We start from the raw sequence: 15,356 nt of genomic DNA on the forward strand, positions 1-15,356 counted from the left end.
CGGCCGTCGCGTTACGCCGGCAGGTAGGCGAAGGTGTCCGGGTCCGGGCCCTGCCGCCCGGCCTCGCCCTTGTCCAGCGCGGTAATCCGCTCCATCGCCGCGTCGTCCAGCTCGAAGTCGAAGATCCGGGTGTTCTCCTCGATCCGCTTCGGGGTGGTCGACTTCGGGAAGATGATGTCGCCGCGCTGCACGTGCCAGCGGAGCACCACCTGCGCCGGGCTCCGGTCGAGCTGCTCGGCGATGTCGATTACCGTCGGGTCGTCGAGCACCTTGCCCTGGGCGATCGGCGACCACGCCTCGGTGAGGATGTTGTGCTCGCGACCGTAGGCGCGGACCTTGTCGTTGGTGAAGTACGGGTGCGCCTCGATCTGGTTGACCGCCGGCACGACGCTCGCCTCGGCGGCCAGCCGCTCCAGGTGCGACACCTGGAAGTTCGACACGCCGATCGAGCGGGCCCGGCCGTCGCGCTGGAACTCCTCCAGCACCTTCCAGGTCGAGACGTAGTCGCCGTCGTACAGGGTCGGCAGCGGCCAGTGGATCAGGAACAGGTCGATGTAGTCCATCTTCAGCGCCGCGAGCGTCGAGTCGAACGCCTTGCGGGCGTCGTCGGGGCGGTGGAAGCCGTTGTTCAGCTTGCTGGTCACGTAGACCGAGCCCCGGTCGAGGCCGGACACGCGTACCGCCTCGCCGACCTCGGCCTCGTTGCCGTACATCTCGGCGGTGTCGATGTGCCGGTAGCCCACCTCGAGCGCGGTGGTCACCGCTGCCACGGTGTCCTTCGGCTCGATCTGAAACACCCCGAAGCCGAGCTGCGGAATGGTGGTGCCGTCGTTCAGGCTGATGTCGGGAATGGCGTTCGCCATTGCGGCTCCTTCGCGTCATCGTCGTTGCCTGTCATCCATACCCGGACGGCAGGCCGAATCACCGCACATTGCGGGGTGACGAGCGCAACGCGGGACCGGTTCACCCGGTCGAGTCGAACAGCACCGGCCAGGGCCGTGCCGCCGGCACCGACGGCGCGGCCGGCGCGGGCGTGGTGGGCTGGGCGTCGGCCAGCACCTCCGCGGCGAGTTGACCGAACATCGCCGCCGCCGGGTGCGCCGACCGGTCCGGCCAGGCCGCCGAGGTGCGCTTGGCCAGTGGCGCGTCGGTGATCGGCCGCCAGGCCATCCGCGGTTCCCGGCGGGCCACCGCCGCCGGTTCCACGGCCACCCCGCCGCCGGCCAAGACCAGGCCGAAGAGGAACTCCGGGTTGCGGGCCGGGCGCACCCGCGCCGGGTGCCAACCGTGCTGTCGGCACACCGCCAGCAGGTGGTCGTGCCAGCCGGGCGCGGTGGCGCGGGGCGCGGCCACCAGATCCAGGCCGGCCAGCGACGCCAACGTCACCGCACGGTCGCGGGCCAGCGGCGAGGTGCGCGGCAGCAGCACCCCCAGGGGTACGTCGACCGGGGCGCCGAAGCGCAGCCCGTCCGCCGCCACCGGGTGGTGCACCAGCCCCACGTCCAGGGTTCGCTCGCCGAGCATCCGCACCTGCTCGGCGGTGGTCAACTCGTGCAGCTCCACGTCCAGGCCGGGCGCCCGGGTGGTGAGCCCGTCCAGCAGCGAACGCAGCGTCACGGCGGGCGTCTCCGGTGGCACCCCGGCCCGGAGTACGCCCAGCTCACCGGCACGAATCTGCCCCATCAGGCTGCGCAGTCGACCCTCGCCGGCCAGCAGCTCCTCCGCCTCGCCGAGCAGCAGCTCACCGGCGGTGGTGAGGCGTACCTGGCGGCGGGACCGGTCGAACAGCTCGACCGTCAGCTCCCGCTCCAGCCGCTGGATCGACTGGCTCAGCGGCGGTTGAGCCATCCCGAGCAGCTCCGCGGCCCGCCCGAAGTGCAGCTCGTGGGCGACGACCACGAAGTGTCGCAGGTGCCGGAGCAGGTCCACGGCCCGGACCCTACGCCAGCGCCGGCACCGGGCCGCTGGATACCGTGCCTGCGTGGACGTGGAGGAACGTATCGAGGCCATCTTCGCCGCCGCCGGGGTGACGGCCAGCATGCATGCCGTCGACCTCGACGCCGTGGGCCTGGCCCTCGACGGCCCGACCGGCAGTGGTCCGGAGGTCGGGGTACGGGCCGACGAGCAGGTCGTGATCGCCTCGATCTTCAAGATCCTCCTGGTGCTGGAGTTCGCCCGCCAGGTCGAGGCCGGTCAGCTGGACCCGACCGAGCGGGTCCTGGTCACCGCCGCCGACCGGCTCGGCGGGTGGGGTCTGGCCGGCTGCACCGACGACGCCGAGGTGTCGCTGCGCGACCTCGCCTACTTCGCCATGTCGGTCAGCGACAACACCGCCGCCGATCTGCTGCTGCGCCGGGTCGGCCCGGACCTGCTGCCGATGCTCGCCGCTGAGCTGGGGTTGACCCGCACCCGCGTCCTCGGCGGTCCCCGGGACCTCGTCGAGGCGATGCTCGCCGACGTGGGCGCCCGCACCGACGCGGAGTTCGCCAGGATCTTTCCCACCCTGCCGGCGGAGCGGGTCCGGGCCATGCGGGTCTTCGATCCGTCGCGCACCACGTCCAGCACGGCCCGGGAGATCACCCGGCTGCTCACGCTGATCTGGCGGGACGAGGCCGGGCCGCCCGAGGCGTGCGCGATGGTCCGCACCTGGATGGCCCGGCAGATCTTCTGGACCCGGCTGGCCGCCGGTTTTCCGCCCGGCGTCCGGGTGGCCGGAAAGACCGGCACCCTGCCCGGGCTGCACCTGGAGGCCGGCGTCGCCGAGTACCCCGACGGTGGCCGGTACGCCATCGCTGTCTTCGCCCGTGCCGACCAGTTGACCCCGCGCCGCATCGACGTGGACCTGGCGATGGGGGAGGCCGCCCGGACGGCTGTCGAGGCGCTGCGCGGCAATTGATTTCACGCCCGTCCGATCGTCGGCGCACCGCCACTGAGCAGGTCCGATATGCGGCGGCGTATCGGAGTCGACGGCCTTTGATCTTGGACCCGGGCGGGGTGGCGCTGATTGGCTCGTGTCGACCGATCACCCGACCACGGGGAGTAGATCCGCATGCCCAACCTCGACCGCCGCCGCTTCCTGCGCGACGCCGCCGCCACCACCGCCCTGGTCTCCGCTGGCGGCCTCGCCGTCGGCGGCGCCGCCCCGGCCCAGGCCGCGCCGACGGCCGCCGCACCCACGCCGACCGCTCGCCGCAAGGGCGCGGTCAGCTTCCGCTGGTGGGGTACAGCCGGCTGGCGCATCGACATCGGGGATCGGACGGTGCTCGTCGACCCCTTCCTCAGCCGGATCGACACCGGCCTGTTCACCGGCGCCTTCAACACCGCCACCCCGTTGACCGTGCGCACCGACGTGATCGACCAGCGCGTCGACCGGGCCACGACGGTGCTGGTCACGCACACCCACTGGGACCACTTCATGGACGTGCCGTACATCGCCGGCCGTACCGGCGCGCGGGTGTTCGGCACGCTCACCGCATACCACCTCGGGTTGGCCTACGGGGTGCCGTCGGCCCAGCTCAGCGCCGTCAAGGGTGGCGAGGTGCTCGACTTCGGCGACCACAGCATCGAGGTGGTCAGCTCGTTGCACAGCCGCAACGCGGCGTACTCGGTGGCCTTCCCGGGGGTGCGGGTGAGTCAGCCGGCGCTGCCGGCGACCGTCGGTGACCTGCCGGAGGGGGACACGCTGGGCTACCTGCTTCGCGTCGACGACGGCCCGTCGGTGTACTTCACCGGCGCCAGCGACGTCGCCGAGCGGAACCTCACCGGCCTGGCGCCCGACGTGGCGATGGTGGCCATGCAGAGCGCCACCACCACCGGCGACTACCTGCCCCGACTGCTGACCGGCCTGGAGTACCCGAAGGTCGTGGTGCCGGTGCACTACGACAACTTCGAGACCCCGTTGCAGAACCCGCCGGTGGTCGCACCGACCGACCGCACCCGGCTTAACGAGATGATCGCGGCGATCCGCCGGATCTCGCCGCGCAGCCGGGTCCTCGTGCCCGAGTACGAGACCGCGTACCACTTCTGACCGGCGCCGGTGTGGGGGTCGCAGGCCGCGACCCCGCACCCGGGGTCAGGCGGCGGTCAGCTCGGCCAGGGCGCGCACCGACTTCCAGTTGCGCGTGGTGGCCACCACGCCGAGCTTCTTCTCCAGGTACGCGTTGGTGAACTTCGACCGCCCGTAACCACCGTCGACGTAGTGCAGGAACACCTCCCGGCCGGTCACCGTGAACGACACGTTCTCCGCACCGGGCACGGCGAGCGCGTCCAGCATGGACTTCTTCGGTGCGGCCGCGAGGAAGGCCACCAGCAGTCGCGTCGGGTCGTCCTCCCGGTCGGCGTACGGGTTGCCGCCGGCCACCGCCGCCAACTCCCGGCCGCTGCGCACCAACACCGGAACGGTCAACGCCAACTCGTCGGTGAGCGCCCGCTCGATCCCGACGGCCAGCTTCTCCGCGTCACGCACGGTGCTGCCGAAGACCACGTTGCCACTCTGCAGGTACGTCTTGACGTCCTCGTGGCCGAGGTCGGTGACGATCCGGCGCAGGTCGGCCATCGACAGCCGGGTGGTGGCGCCGACGTTGACCCCGCGCAGCAGGGCGACGTACCGGGTCATGGCTCCTCCGTCGGGTGCGGGCCGAATTGGTTCAGCGTAGGCCGCCCGGCCCCACCAGGCCCGTCTCGTACGCCACGATGACCAGTTGCGCCCGGTCGCGAACCGCCAGCTTGGTCAGCAGCCGCCCGACGTGCGTCTTGACCGTGGCCTGGCTGAGGTTGAGGTGCGCGGCCAGCTCCGCGTTGGACAGGCCCCGGGCGATCAACGCGAGCACCTCCCGTTCCCGTTCGGTCACCCCGTCGAGCTGTCGGGGCAGCGGCCGGGCCGGCTCCGGCTGCCGGGCGAACTCGTCGATCAGCCGGCGGGTCACCGTCGGCGCGAGCAGCCCCTCACCGGCGGCGACCACCCGGATCCCGGTCAGCAGATCCGCCGGTGGGGTGTCCTTGAGCAGGAACCCGCTGGCCCCGGCGCGCAACGCCCCGTAGACGTACTCGTCGAGGTCGAACGTGGTCAGGATGATGACCCGGGTGCCGGCCGTCGCCGGGTCGGCGCAGATCCGTCTGGTCGCCTCGATGCCGTCCATCTCCGGCATCCGGACGTCCATCAGCACCACGTCCGGCCGGTGCTGCTCGGTCAACGCGACGGCCTGCACGCCGGTGCCCGCCTCACCGACCGTGGTGCAGTCCGGGCTGAGGTCGACCAGCAGCCGGAAGCTGCCGCGCAACAGCGCCTGATCGTCGGCGATCAGTACGCGGATCACGCGGCCACCCGGTAGGGGAGGCTGGCCGTCACCGCGAAGCCACCGGCGGAGCGTGGGCCGGCGCGGAACTCCCCGCCGTGCAGCGCCACCCGTTCCCGCATGCCGATCAACCCGTGCCCCTCCTCGCCGATCAGGACCGGCCGCTGGCCGTCATCGGTCACCTCCACCCGCACCTCGTCGGGCAGGACGGTCACCGTCGCCCGGCAGGCGGCCGGCGCCGCGTGCTTCACCACATTGGTCACCGCCTCCTGCACGATCCGGTACACCGTGAGGCCCACCGACTCCGGCACCGCGCCGGCCGGCTCCTCCCGCCGGACAGCGAGCTGGACGTCGACGCCGCCGATCGCCGCCTGCCGGGCGAGGACGGGCAACTCGTCCAGCCCGGGCGTCGGCGCGTACGGGGCGTCCTCGCGCAGGACGCCGAGCACCCGACGCACGTCGGTCAGCGCGTTGCGACCGGTCTCCTCGATCACCCGTAGCGCGGCACCCGCCTCGCGGGGGTCGGCCTCCGCGACGTGATTGGCGACGGCTGCCTTCACCACGATGAGGCTCAACGTGTGCGCCACCACGTCGTGCAACTCGCGCGCCACCCGTAACCGCTCCTCGGTGGCGGCCTGACGGACCAGCTGGTCACTCTGCCGGGTGGCGAGGGCGCGTCGCTCCCGGATCAGCCAGCCGATTACCCAGGCGGGCGCGACCATGACGGCGGCGTAGACCACCGCGCCGGTCCGCGACCAGAGGTCACCGGCGGTCAGCACCAGCGCGACGCTCACCAGGGCGAGACAACCGGCCGCGCAGAGCATCGACCGGCGGGTGGGCGTCGCCACGGCCACCGTGTAGAAGGACAGGCCGATGGCGAACGCCGGGGCGGCTGCGGCGAAGTTGGGTATCACCCCAGTGATCAAGGCGACGGTGGCGACGGAGCTGATCACGACGGCCACCGTCATCGGCCACCGCCGCCGGATGGCCAACGGCAGCCCCAGCGCCATCCCGACCAGCACGGACACCCAGAACGGCTCGCGTACGCCACCGTGCAGCGGCGACTCCAGCGCCGCGTACGGGCAGAGCAGCCCGCCGACGGCCACCGCCAGCAGGGCGTCCACGGTGTACAAGTCCACCGGCCGCATCCGTCGGGTCAACAGAAGAGCGGTCACCCGTCGAACGCTATCGGCCGGTCGGGTCGACCGCGTCCCCCTGCGGGTGGTCATCCCGGAGGACGATGTGCCGGCGCTTCCGGGCCTCCGACTCCACCCCGGGGCGGGCCGGAAAGTGCCCGCCCCGGCCCGACGCGCCGCAGCTCCCGATTCGGGACCGTAACGGTCATGACCACGCACACGGTGACCCTGACGGGGCTACGCACGGTGTACGGCACCGGAACTCGGCGGGTGGCGGCGCTCGACGGTGTGACCACCAGCTTCGCGAGTGGCACGTTCACGGCGGTGATGGGCCCCTCGGGTTCGGGAAAGTCCACCCTGCTGCACTGCGCGGCAGGGCTGGACCGCCCGACCGAGGGGACCGTCACGATCGACGGCACCTGCCTCAACGACCTCGGTGAGGACGAGCTGACCCGGCTGCGGCGGGACCGGATCGGCTTCGTGTTCCAGGCGTTCAACCTGGTGTCCACGCTGACCGCCGCGCAGAACGTCGAGTTGCCGTCGCGCCTGGCCCGCCGCCGCCCGCCGGCCGGAGACGTCGCCGCCGCCCTCGCCGCCGTCGGACTCGCCGACCGGGCCGGGCATCGGCCGAGCGAGCTGTCCGGCGGTGAGCAGCAGCGAGTCGCCGTGGCCCGAGCGCTGATCACCCGTCCGACGGTCGTCTTCGCCGATGAGCCGACCGGGGCGCTGGACAGCGCGGCGTCCCGCCAGGTGCTTCGGCTGCTGCGGGGGCTGGTCGACGACCACGGGCAGACCGTGGTGATGGTGACCCACGATCCGGCCGCCGCCGGGTACGCCGATCGGGTCCTCCTGCTGGACGACGGCCGTGTCGTCGACGAGCTGACCGGCGGGATCAGCGCCGCAGCCGTCGCCGCCCGGATCGCCGAGCGGGAGACCGAGCCGGCGCAGACCGTGGAGCAGTCGTGTTGAGCGTCCGGCGGTCGGCCAGCGCGTTCGTGGCCGTCGCCATCGGGGTCACGCTGGTCGCGGCGGCCACCCTGCTGCTCGCTTCCGGGCGTCCGCAGGTGCCGGACCGGTTGGCGCGGGCGGCGGTCGTGGTGCAGAGCCCGGAGGCGAGTGCGTCGGCTGACCAGTTCGTGCCGACCCGGCCCTGGTCCGCCAGCACGGCGGCGGACCTCGTCGGCAGGCTGGCCGGTCTAGCGGGCGTCGTGGCGGCGGTGCCGGACCGGACCTTCTACGCCCAGCCGCTCGTCGACGGTCGGCCGTCGGTGGCCGACACCCGGCGGGAGGACGCCTACCAGGGGCACGGCTGGTCCAGCGCCCGACTGGGCGGGGTGCGGCTCAGCGCCGGCGAGCCGCCCCGTGGGCCCGGCGAGGTGGTGGTCGACCGCGCGCTCGGGCTGCGCACCGGGGTGCTGGTCACCCTGCTCACCGCGGCGGGCCCGGAGCCGTACACCGTCACCGGTCTGGTCGACGGGCCTGGTGTCCATGTCGCGGACGAGGTCGCGGCCGCGCTCGCGCCCGGCGTCCGGGCCATCGGGCTGCTGCTCGCGCCGGGAGCTGATGCGGAGCGGGTCGCCACGGCGGCGCGCGGAATCGTCGGTGGCGACGGGCGGGTGCTGACCGGTGCCGCCCGGGGTGCGCTGGAGCCGCGCGGTGACGCCCGCACCCGCTGGATCGGTATGCAGGTGCTCACCGCCACGGCGGCCCTCGCCGGCTTCGTCACGGTGTTCGTGGTCGCCTCCACGTTCGCGTTCACCGTCGCGCAGCGCCGCCGTGAGCTGGGCCTGCTGCGCGCCGTCGGCGCCACCGGTCGCCAGATCCGCCGCATGGTGTGCGCGGAGGCGCTCATCGTCGGTGTCTCGGCGGGGCTCGTCGGCGTGCTGGTGGGCGCGGTGCTCGCCCCGCTGCTGGGTCGGCTGCTCGTCGACTTCGGCTACGAACCGTCGACCTTCCGGGTCCGCTACGAACTCTGGCCGGTGGCGGTCTCGCTCGCCGCCGGGCCGGTGATCGCGTTGCTGGCCGTCTGGTCGGCGTCGCGCCGAGCGGCCCGGGTCCGCCCGTTGGAGGTGTTGCGCGAGGCGGCGGTGGAGCAGCGACCGATCGGGCGGCTGCGGACTGGCTTCGGGGCGCTGCTCGTCGCGGCGGGCGTCGCTCTCAGTGTGGGGACGGCGACCGCCGACGAGGCCCGGGTTGCCGCGCAGTACGCGCTCTACGCAGTGATGGCGCTGGTGGCCGGTGCCACCGTGCTGGCTCCGGCGGTGGTCGGGCCGCTGGTGCGGCTGCTGCGCTGGCCGGTGCGTCGGCCCGGTGGCGCGATCGGGATGCTGGTCCGGGGCGCGGCGTTGACCGCCACCCGGCGGACCGCCGCCATCGCCGCGCCGGTGCTGCTCACGGTCGCGTTCGCGGTGCTGGTGTCCGGAATGGTGCGCACCACCAGCGCCGCGTACGCGGCAGGTCGGGCCGACAACGTGAACGCCGGCTGGATCGTCGTGCCCGACCGGGCACCCGGTCTGTCCGACCGGGCCGTCGCGGCGACCGGTGGCACCGCCCTCCTGCCGACCACCGTCTACCGCACGGAGCCCGGCACGTCCCCGCCGAACCGGCCGATGACCGCGCTCGGCGTGGAGCCGGCGGGGTTCGCCGCCGCGAACCGGGTGCTCACCGTCGTCGCCGGCTCGCTCAACGACCTGACCGGAGACGACACGGTGGTGGTCACCGCCTCGGCGAACCGGCTGCCGTCCGAGCCGTACCCGGTGGTCTTCGCGGACGGCACGCTGGTGTCGCTGCGCGTCGTCGCCGTGGTCACCGACACCTCCATCCCCGGTGACCTGCTCCTGCCCCGGGCCGTGATCCGCGCCCACGACCCGTCCGCGCTGACGTCCACGGTGTACGTCCGGGACCGGATCGATCCTCCCGTCGGCGCGCGGATCCTCGACATCCCAGCCTGGGCGGCCGAGGCGGACGCCGCGGAGGACCGCCTCGTCTGGCTCTTCACGGTGCTGCTGATCGGTGTGTCCGCCGGTTACGGGGCCATCGCGGTGGCCAACACGCTGTTGCTGGCCGCCGCCGGCCGCGCCGGGGACCTGCGGCTGATCCGGTTGGCCGGGGCGACCCGACGGCAGGTCATCTGGCTGGTCACGGCCGAGTCGGCGCTGGTGGTCCTGATCGGCGCCCTGCTGGGTGGGGCTGTCGCGTTCGTCGGCCTGCTCAGCATCCGTGCCGGCCTCGCCGAGCAGGTCGGCGCCCCGGTCGATCTGGTGGTGCCCTGGCCGGTGGTCGCCGGGGTGGTGGGGTTGTGTCTGCTGCTCGCGGTGCTGTCCAGCGTGCTGCCGACGTGGCGGTCCTTGCGGCATCGTCCCGCGCGGTCGCCGCTCGGCCTCGTCGGATGACCGCGCCCCCTGCGTGGGCGTTCGGGCCGCTACCGTCCACGGATGCGATCCGCGCGCCCGGTCGGGCTGCTCCTCTCCGCCGCGCGCTGGACTGGCCGGGCGGTCAACCCATCTGGCGGCACCACGCTCTGGCCGCCCTCGCCGCGCTGGCCGGCCCGCTGGCGTTCCTGCTGGTCACGGCCATCCCCATGCTGACCCTGCTGCCGATCGGGGCGACGTTCACCGCGCTGGCCGGCAACAGCCCGATCAACGCCGCCGACTCCGATCTGTTGGTCTCGCTGTGCGGGCTGCTCTCCGGGCTCGGGATGGCCCTGCTGCTGGCCTGGCCGACCGCCGAGAACCGCCGGTAGCTCACTCGACGACCGGCAGCACGACCTCGTTGCGGCGCAGGAACCAGGGCTTCCACGGTGGGTCGAAGCGCGCGTACCGGATGGCGCCGGTGGGTTGCAGCCCGGCCGCGGTCACCGCGCGGCCGAGCATGGTGGCCCGTTGGCTGAACGACTGCTCCGTCCATCGCCCGGAGAACCGCATCGCCGCCGCCAGCCGTGCCGGAACCTCGCGGATCCGCACCCGGGCGTCCACCGGCTCGGGCAGGGTGGCGGTGGTGAAGGTGGCCGGCATGACGAACTGGATCAGGTACGCGCCCGGCCACTCGCCCTCGATCTGGACCACCGGCACGGTCATGGCGATCTTCTCCGAGCCGCTGGCCGCCGTCGTCGTCGGCGCGGCCGGGCCGATCGGGTGCCGGGCCCGGTTGGCCCCGCCGAGGTACGCGGCCAGCGGCCGGAACGCCTCGATCGGCGCCCGGGTGAACGACGCCTGGATCTGCATCTCGGCCACCAGGTGGGCGGGGTACCGACGCAGCTCGAAGCCGGGGTGTCGGGACACCACCCGGTACGGCTGCTGTTCGGTCATCGCGCGGCTCCCAGGGTCTGCTGGGACAGACGCTACCGCCCGTCGGCCTTCCGCTCGGCCGAAGTCGGCTGCTCCGGTCCGGGTGCGACAGCGCGGGCGGTCAGCCGCCAGTACTGCCGTTTGCCCTCGTCGCGCGTCACCACCCCGAGCAGGCCCAGTTCCCGGCGCAACTCCCGGGCGTCGTCACGGCGGTCCCGCTGGATCGCCCGTTCCCGGGCGCGCAGCAGGGCGTCCGCCCCAGCCGGCAACCCGGGCAGGTCGGGCACCCACAGCCGGTACGCCGACCGGTGTGGGTCGTCGTCCGCCCAACCCCAACCGTGCGCCCGGAACGCCGCCGCCAGTTGGGCGGCCGACAGGTCGGTCGGCTCCCGGACCAGTTCCGCGCCGTCGGCGTCGAGCAGCACCAGGTGCTTGTCGGCGAGGAAGACCACCCGGGCGTCGGCCCGAGCGACCGCCCGGTCCTGGTCGGAGCGGCGCAGCCGGACCTGCGCCGTGTCGACGGTGACGATCAGCCGTTCGGCGGTGCCGATCCCGGCGATGACCAGGCCGGCCAGCACGCCGACCGCGATGGTGCCGCCGGTGGCCTGCGGCTCGGGCAGCCGGTCCAGCCACTCGATCAGGTCGCTGAACGGCACCCAGGGGAGCCGGGCCAGCCAGCCCGTCGTCGCCGCGAGGAGCCATCCGGCGCCCGCGCCGAGCAGTGGGAAGCCACCCCACAGGACGGCCAGCTCCAGCGGGCCGCCGCTGACCACGGTGCGCGGACGGTACCCGGCCACGTCCATGGTCAGGACACCTCGCGGCGCAACGTCCGGAACAGGCCGGCGGCCAGCGGAAGGACCATCCAGACGAGCAGGGACACCGCTATCCGCCCCCACTGGTCGCCGGTGACGGCGTCGGTGCTGAACAACGGTTCCATGGTCTTGCTGGTGTCCAACCATTCGGATGGACCACGCAGGGGCTTGACCATCTCGCCGAGCACCCCCCACAGGGTGGGCAGCAGCAGGTAACCGACGATCGCCAGCGGCGGGTTGAGCAGCAGCAGACCGAAGGCGGCACCCATCAACACGCTGGTGACCTGGAGGATCGCCGCGTTCACGATCAGCGACCCGTCGAGCTGCCAGGTGCCCGCGCCCCCGGTGGCGGACGCCAGCAGCGTGCCGACGGCGGCGACGGCGAGGCTGGCCAGCACCGAGGCGAGCGCGGTCAGTGATACGGCGATCAGCTTCGCGCCGACCACCCGCTCCCGGCGGGGCACCAGGGCGTACGTGGTGAGGGCGGTGCGTTGCGACCATTCGCTGGTGATCGACAGGATGCCCAGCACCGGCAACAGCACCGACACCGGCAGCAGCGCGGGGACGAAGAAGTTGGTGAAGGTCTGGTCGGCGTCCTTGGCGTAGATCAGTTGCAGGGTGACGATCGCGGCGGTGACCAGGCCGATGGTGATCAGCAGCCAGCGCCCGGCTCGGGTGTCGACGAGCTTGCGCAACTCCACGACGGTGAGCCGGAGCAGCGACGGTCGGCGTACCGGGGCATGGTGCCGGGGCGCGACGGCGCCGGCGGCGGGCGCGGTGGTGGTGGTCATCGGACGGCCTCCTTGGTGGATTCGCCGGCGGTCAGGGTGAGGAAGAGCTGTTCGAGGCCACCGCCGCTGGCGGGGCGCAGTTCGGCCAGCGCGACGCCGGCATCGGCGGCGGCCTGGCCGACCGCCTCGGCGTCGGCCTGCACGAGCAGCCCCTCCGAGCTGTCGGCGGCGGTCAGGTTGGCCGCGTCCAGCGCCCGGCGCAGCGCCGCGTCGTCGCGGGCCCGGACCACCGTGCCGCCACCGGCCAGCAGTTCGTTCTTGTCGCCCTGGGCCACGATCCGGCCGCCCCCGATCACCACCAGCCGGTCCGCGACCGCCTCCACCTCGCGCAGCAGGTGGGAGGAGAGCAGCACGGTGCCGCCCCGGTCGGCGAAGTCACGCAGCAGGCCGCGCATCCAGAAGATCCCCTCCGGGTCCAGCCCGTTGGCCGGCTCGTCGAGGATCAGCACCCGGGGGTCGCCGAGCAGCGCGTGCGCCAGCCCGAGCCGCTGGCGCATGCCCAACGAGTACGCCCGCACCCGGCGCTTCGCGGCCACCGCGTTCAACCCGACCAGGTCCAGCTTCGCGGCGACCTCGCGCCGGTCCAGACCCATGGTGTACGCGGACAGCGTCAACGCCTCGCGGCCGGTGCGCCCGGCGTGCTGGGCGGAGGCGTCCAGCAGCACTCCGACCTCCCGCCCCGGGTTGGGCAGCTCCTGGTACGGGTGCCCGGAGACGGTGGCCCGGCCGGCGGTCGGCGTGGTGAGCCCACAGATCATGCGCATGGTCGTCGACTTGCCGGCGCCGTTGGGGCCGAGGAAGCCGGTGACGGTGCCCGGCTCGCACTGGAACGACACGTCGTCCACGGCCGGATGTGGCCCGTATCGCTTGGTGAGGTTCTCCACGGTGATCATGTCGTCGAGCCTGCCCGCGCCGCCCGGCCATCCGCTGCGGCCACCGGTCGCTGTCGCGTCGACCTTGGTCGACCGGCGGGTCTCGACTTTGGTAGCTGGTCGTGTCGCCCGTCGGTTGCCTAGCATGGCGTCGTGACCAGCCTCGCCGTCCCGGAGCACCCCTGGCTGTTGCCGGGGGAGCTGGTGGTGCCGGCCGACCGGGGGCGTCCGCGTCCGCGCCGCACCACCCGCGACTGGATCGTGGACAGCCTCGCGTTCCTGGTCTCCCTGCTCTGGGTGCTGTTCGCCACCGCCGACGCCCTGTCGCCCGACCCGGCGATGAGCACCGCGCTCCCGCACGACTGGATGGCCGGCGCCGACGCCCTGATCGGGCTGGTCTGTTCTGTGCTGCTCTGGTGGCGCCGCCGCTGGCCGCTCGGGCTGGCCGTGGCGACGACACCGCTGACCCTGTTCTCGTTGGCCGCCGCCGTCCCGCTGCTGATCTTATATTTCACGGTGGTGGTGCACCGGCGGACCGCCGTTGCGATCGCGATCACCGGTGCCGGCCTCGTCACCAACATGGTCTTCACGTGGTTGCGTCCGGACCCGAAGATGTCGTACTGGGAAGCCGCGTCGTGGGGCGTGGTGATCAGCCTCGTTGTGCTGGCCTGGGGGATGTTCGTCCGGGCCCGGCGGCAGTTGATCGTGTCGTTGCGCGAGCGGGCCGAGCGGGCCGAGGCGGAGCAGCAACTGCGGGTCGCGCAGGCCCGCCACCTCGAACGCACCCGGATCGCCCGGGAGATGCACGACGTCCTGGCCCACCGGATCTCGCTGCTCAGCCTGCACGCGGGTGCGTTGGAGTTCCGTCCGGACGCGCCGGCCGACGAGGTGGCCCGCGCCGCCGGGGTGATCCGGGGCAGCGCGCACGCCGCCCTTCAGGACCTGCGGGAGGTGATCGGGGTGCTCCGGGCCGAGGACGGCGGCGGCGCCCCGGAGCCGCCACAACCCACCCTCGCCGACCTGCCGGCGCTGATCGCCGAGTCGCGGTCGGCCGGGGTACGGGTCAACGTCAGCGACAGCGTCGCCACACCGGAGCAGGTGCCGGCGGCGCTGGGCCGGGCCGCGTACCGGATCGTGCAGGAGGGGCTGACCAACGCCCGCAAGCACGCGGCCGGCGCGGCGGTCACCGTGGACGTGGCCGGCGGGCCGGGCACCGGCCTGACCGTGGTGATCGGCAACCGGTGGCCGGTCGGCACACCGGAGGGCGGCACCCTGCCGGGCGCGGGCACCGGCCTGGTCGGCATCAGCGAACGGGTCACCCTCGCTGGCGGTCGGCTCGCCTACGGGCGGGACGACACCGGCGACTTCCGGCTGGCCGCCTGGCTGCCGTGGCCGGCGTGACCAACCCTGCCGGCGCAGCCAAGCCGCCGGTGCGCGTACTGATCGTGGACGACGACGCGCTGGTCCGGGCCGGGCTCTCGATGATCCTCGGCGGCCTGCCGGATCTGACCGTGGTCGGCGAGGCGGCCGACGGTGGCGAGGTGCCGGCAGCCGTCGCCGCGTACGCCCCGGACGTGGTGCTGATGGACATCCGGATGCCCCGGGTCGACGGGCTCACCGCCACCGAGGCCCTGCGGGCCCAGCCGCACCCGCCGGAGGTGCTGGTGCTGACCACTTTCGATGCCGACGAGCAGGTGCTGCGGGCGCTGCGCGCCGGTGCGGCCGGCTTCCTGCTCAAGGACACCCCACCGGCGGAGATCGTGCACGCCGTACGCCGGGTCGCGGCCGGTGAGGCGACGCTCTCCCCGACGGTGACCCGGACGCTGATCGCCCACGTGACCGCCTCCGCCCCCGGCCCGGTCGGCCCGGACCCGCGCCGGGAGCGCGCGCTGCGGTTGCTCACCGGGCTCAGTGAGCGGGAGCGGCAGGTGGCGGTCGCGCTGGGTCGGGGCCACACCAACGCGGAGATCGCGGGGGAGTTGTTCATGAGCGTGGCGACGGTGAAGGCGTACGTCTCCCGGCTGCTGACCCGGCTGGAGCTGAACAACCGGGTCCAGGTGGCGCTGCTCGTGCACGACGCCGGCCTGGTCTGAGGTTCCACCGCTCGGGAGGATCTGCTTACCGCGTACCGGAATTGAACTTTCGTCCGGTGTCCGCCGTACCCA

16 protein-coding genes are annotated in these 15,356 nt (G+C 73.3%); 7 read left to right on the forward strand and 9 right to left on the reverse strand.

Annotated elements, in window-relative coordinates:
* Window positions 1–11: 11 nt before the first annotated feature.
* Window positions 12–863: an aldo/keto reductase gene (locus tag ACIBF8_RS02830; protein WP_396780596.1), complete on the reverse strand. Its 852-nt coding sequence runs from the start codon at window positions 861–863 to the stop codon at window positions 12–14.
* A 100-nt stretch (window positions 864–963) separates the two neighbouring features.
* Window positions 964–1,929 carry a LysR family transcriptional regulator gene (locus ACIBF8_RS02835; protein ID WP_396780597.1) on the reverse strand — a complete coding sequence of 322 codons (966 nt, stop codon included), beginning with the start codon at window positions 1,927–1,929 and terminating at the stop codon, window positions 964–966.
* Between the two features lie 52 nt (window positions 1,930–1,981).
* On the opposite strand from ACIBF8_RS02835, the gene ACIBF8_RS02840 reads away from it, so the two are divergent.
* The gene (locus ACIBF8_RS02840) at window positions 1,982–2,896 is read left to right on the forward strand and encodes a serine hydrolase (protein WP_396780598.1); all 915 of its coding nucleotides are present in this window, start codon (window positions 1,982–1,984) and stop codon (window positions 2,894–2,896) included.
* Window positions 2,897–3,049: 153 nt separating this feature from the next.
* Window positions 3,050–4,027, forward strand: a complete 978-nt coding sequence (locus ACIBF8_RS02845; RefSeq protein ID WP_396780599.1) for an MBL fold metallo-hydrolase — start codon at window positions 3,050–3,052, stop codon at window positions 4,025–4,027.
* A gap of 45 nt (window positions 4,028–4,072) precedes the next feature.
* On the opposite strand, the gene ACIBF8_RS02850 is transcribed toward ACIBF8_RS02845, so the two are convergent.
* The 3 genes from ACIBF8_RS02850 to ACIBF8_RS02860 are packed head-to-tail and all read right to left on the reverse strand — an operon-like array spanning window position 4,073 to window position 6,469.
* Window positions 4,073–4,615, reverse strand: coding sequence for a DUF1697 domain-containing protein (locus tag ACIBF8_RS02850; RefSeq protein ID WP_396780600.1), 543 nt, complete (start codon window positions 4,613–4,615; stop codon window positions 4,073–4,075).
* A gap of 31 nt (window positions 4,616–4,646) precedes the next feature.
* Window positions 4,647–5,315 (reverse strand): response regulator, encoded by a 669-nt coding sequence (locus ACIBF8_RS02855; RefSeq protein ID WP_396780601.1) that lies wholly within the window; start codon window positions 5,313–5,315, stop codon window positions 4,647–4,649.
* Window positions 5,312–6,469 carry a sensor histidine kinase gene (locus ACIBF8_RS02860; RefSeq protein WP_396780602.1) on the reverse strand — a complete coding sequence of 386 codons (1,158 nt, stop codon included), beginning with the start codon at window positions 6,467–6,469 and terminating at the stop codon, window positions 5,312–5,314. Before ACIBF8_RS02860 ends, ACIBF8_RS02855 begins: the two co-directional genes overlap by 4 nt.
* 168 nt (window positions 6,470–6,637) lie before the next feature.
* Between ACIBF8_RS02860 and ACIBF8_RS02865 the strand changes: the two genes are divergently transcribed.
* From ACIBF8_RS02865 to ACIBF8_RS02875, 3 genes are read left to right on the forward strand one after another with little or no spacing between them, the layout of a single operon-like run.
* On the forward strand, window positions 6,638–7,399 hold the full coding sequence (locus ACIBF8_RS02865; protein WP_396780603.1) for an ABC transporter ATP-binding protein: 762 nt from the start codon (window positions 6,638–6,640) through the stop codon (window positions 7,397–7,399).
* Window positions 7,393–9,822 carry an FtsX-like permease family protein gene (locus ACIBF8_RS02870; protein ID WP_396780604.1) on the forward strand — a complete coding sequence of 810 codons (2,430 nt, stop codon included), beginning with the start codon at window positions 7,393–7,395 and terminating at the stop codon, window positions 9,820–9,822. The genes ACIBF8_RS02865 and ACIBF8_RS02870 overlap by 7 nt, the downstream gene beginning before the upstream one ends.
* A complete protein-coding gene (locus ACIBF8_RS02875) occupies window positions 9,819–10,172 on the forward strand; it encodes a hypothetical protein (RefSeq protein WP_396780605.1) in 354 nt (117 codons plus the stop codon). Before ACIBF8_RS02870 ends, ACIBF8_RS02875 begins: the two co-directional genes overlap by 4 nt.
* A gap of 1 nt (window position 10,173) precedes the next feature.
* Here the strand turns inward: ACIBF8_RS02875 and ACIBF8_RS02880 are convergent, their stop codons facing one another.
* The 4 genes from ACIBF8_RS02880 to ACIBF8_RS02895 are packed head-to-tail and all read right to left on the reverse strand — an operon-like array spanning window position 10,174 to window position 13,212.
* Window positions 10,174–10,737, reverse strand: coding sequence for an SOUL family heme-binding protein (locus ACIBF8_RS02880; protein WP_396780606.1), 564 nt, complete (start codon window positions 10,735–10,737; stop codon window positions 10,174–10,176).
* Between the two features lie 32 nt (window positions 10,738–10,769).
* Complete coding sequence (locus ACIBF8_RS02885; RefSeq protein WP_396780607.1) at window positions 10,770–11,519, reverse strand: hypothetical protein; 750 nt, start codon at window positions 11,517–11,519, stop codon at window positions 10,770–10,772.
* Between the two features lie 2 nt (window positions 11,520–11,521).
* A complete protein-coding gene (locus ACIBF8_RS02890) occupies window positions 11,522–12,319 on the reverse strand; it encodes an ABC transporter permease (RefSeq protein WP_396780608.1) in 798 nt (265 codons plus the stop codon).
* Window positions 12,316–13,212, reverse strand: a complete 897-nt coding sequence (locus tag ACIBF8_RS02895; protein ID WP_396780609.1) for an ABC transporter ATP-binding protein — start codon at window positions 13,210–13,212, stop codon at window positions 12,316–12,318. Before ACIBF8_RS02895 ends, ACIBF8_RS02890 begins: the two co-directional genes overlap by 4 nt.
* A gap of 132 nt (window positions 13,213–13,344) precedes the next feature.
* Here ACIBF8_RS02895 and ACIBF8_RS02900 point away from each other — a divergent pair, with 132 nt between their 5' ends.
* Both ACIBF8_RS02900 and ACIBF8_RS02905 read left to right on the forward strand, forming a co-directional pair.
* Window positions 13,345–14,592, forward strand: coding sequence for a sensor histidine kinase (locus tag ACIBF8_RS02900; protein WP_396780610.1), 1,248 nt, complete (start codon window positions 13,345–13,347; stop codon window positions 14,590–14,592).
* The gene (locus tag ACIBF8_RS02905) at window positions 14,571–15,284 is read left to right on the forward strand and encodes a response regulator (RefSeq protein WP_396780706.1); all 714 of its coding nucleotides are present in this window, start codon (window positions 14,571–14,573) and stop codon (window positions 15,282–15,284) included. The genes ACIBF8_RS02900 and ACIBF8_RS02905 overlap by 22 nt, the downstream gene beginning before the upstream one ends.
* Window positions 15,285–15,356 lie beyond the last annotated feature (72 nt).

This window comes from Micromonospora sp. NPDC050276 (assembly GCF_044459545.1).
Classification (GTDB): Bacteria; Actinomycetota; Actinomycetes; order Mycobacteriales; family Micromonosporaceae; genus Micromonospora.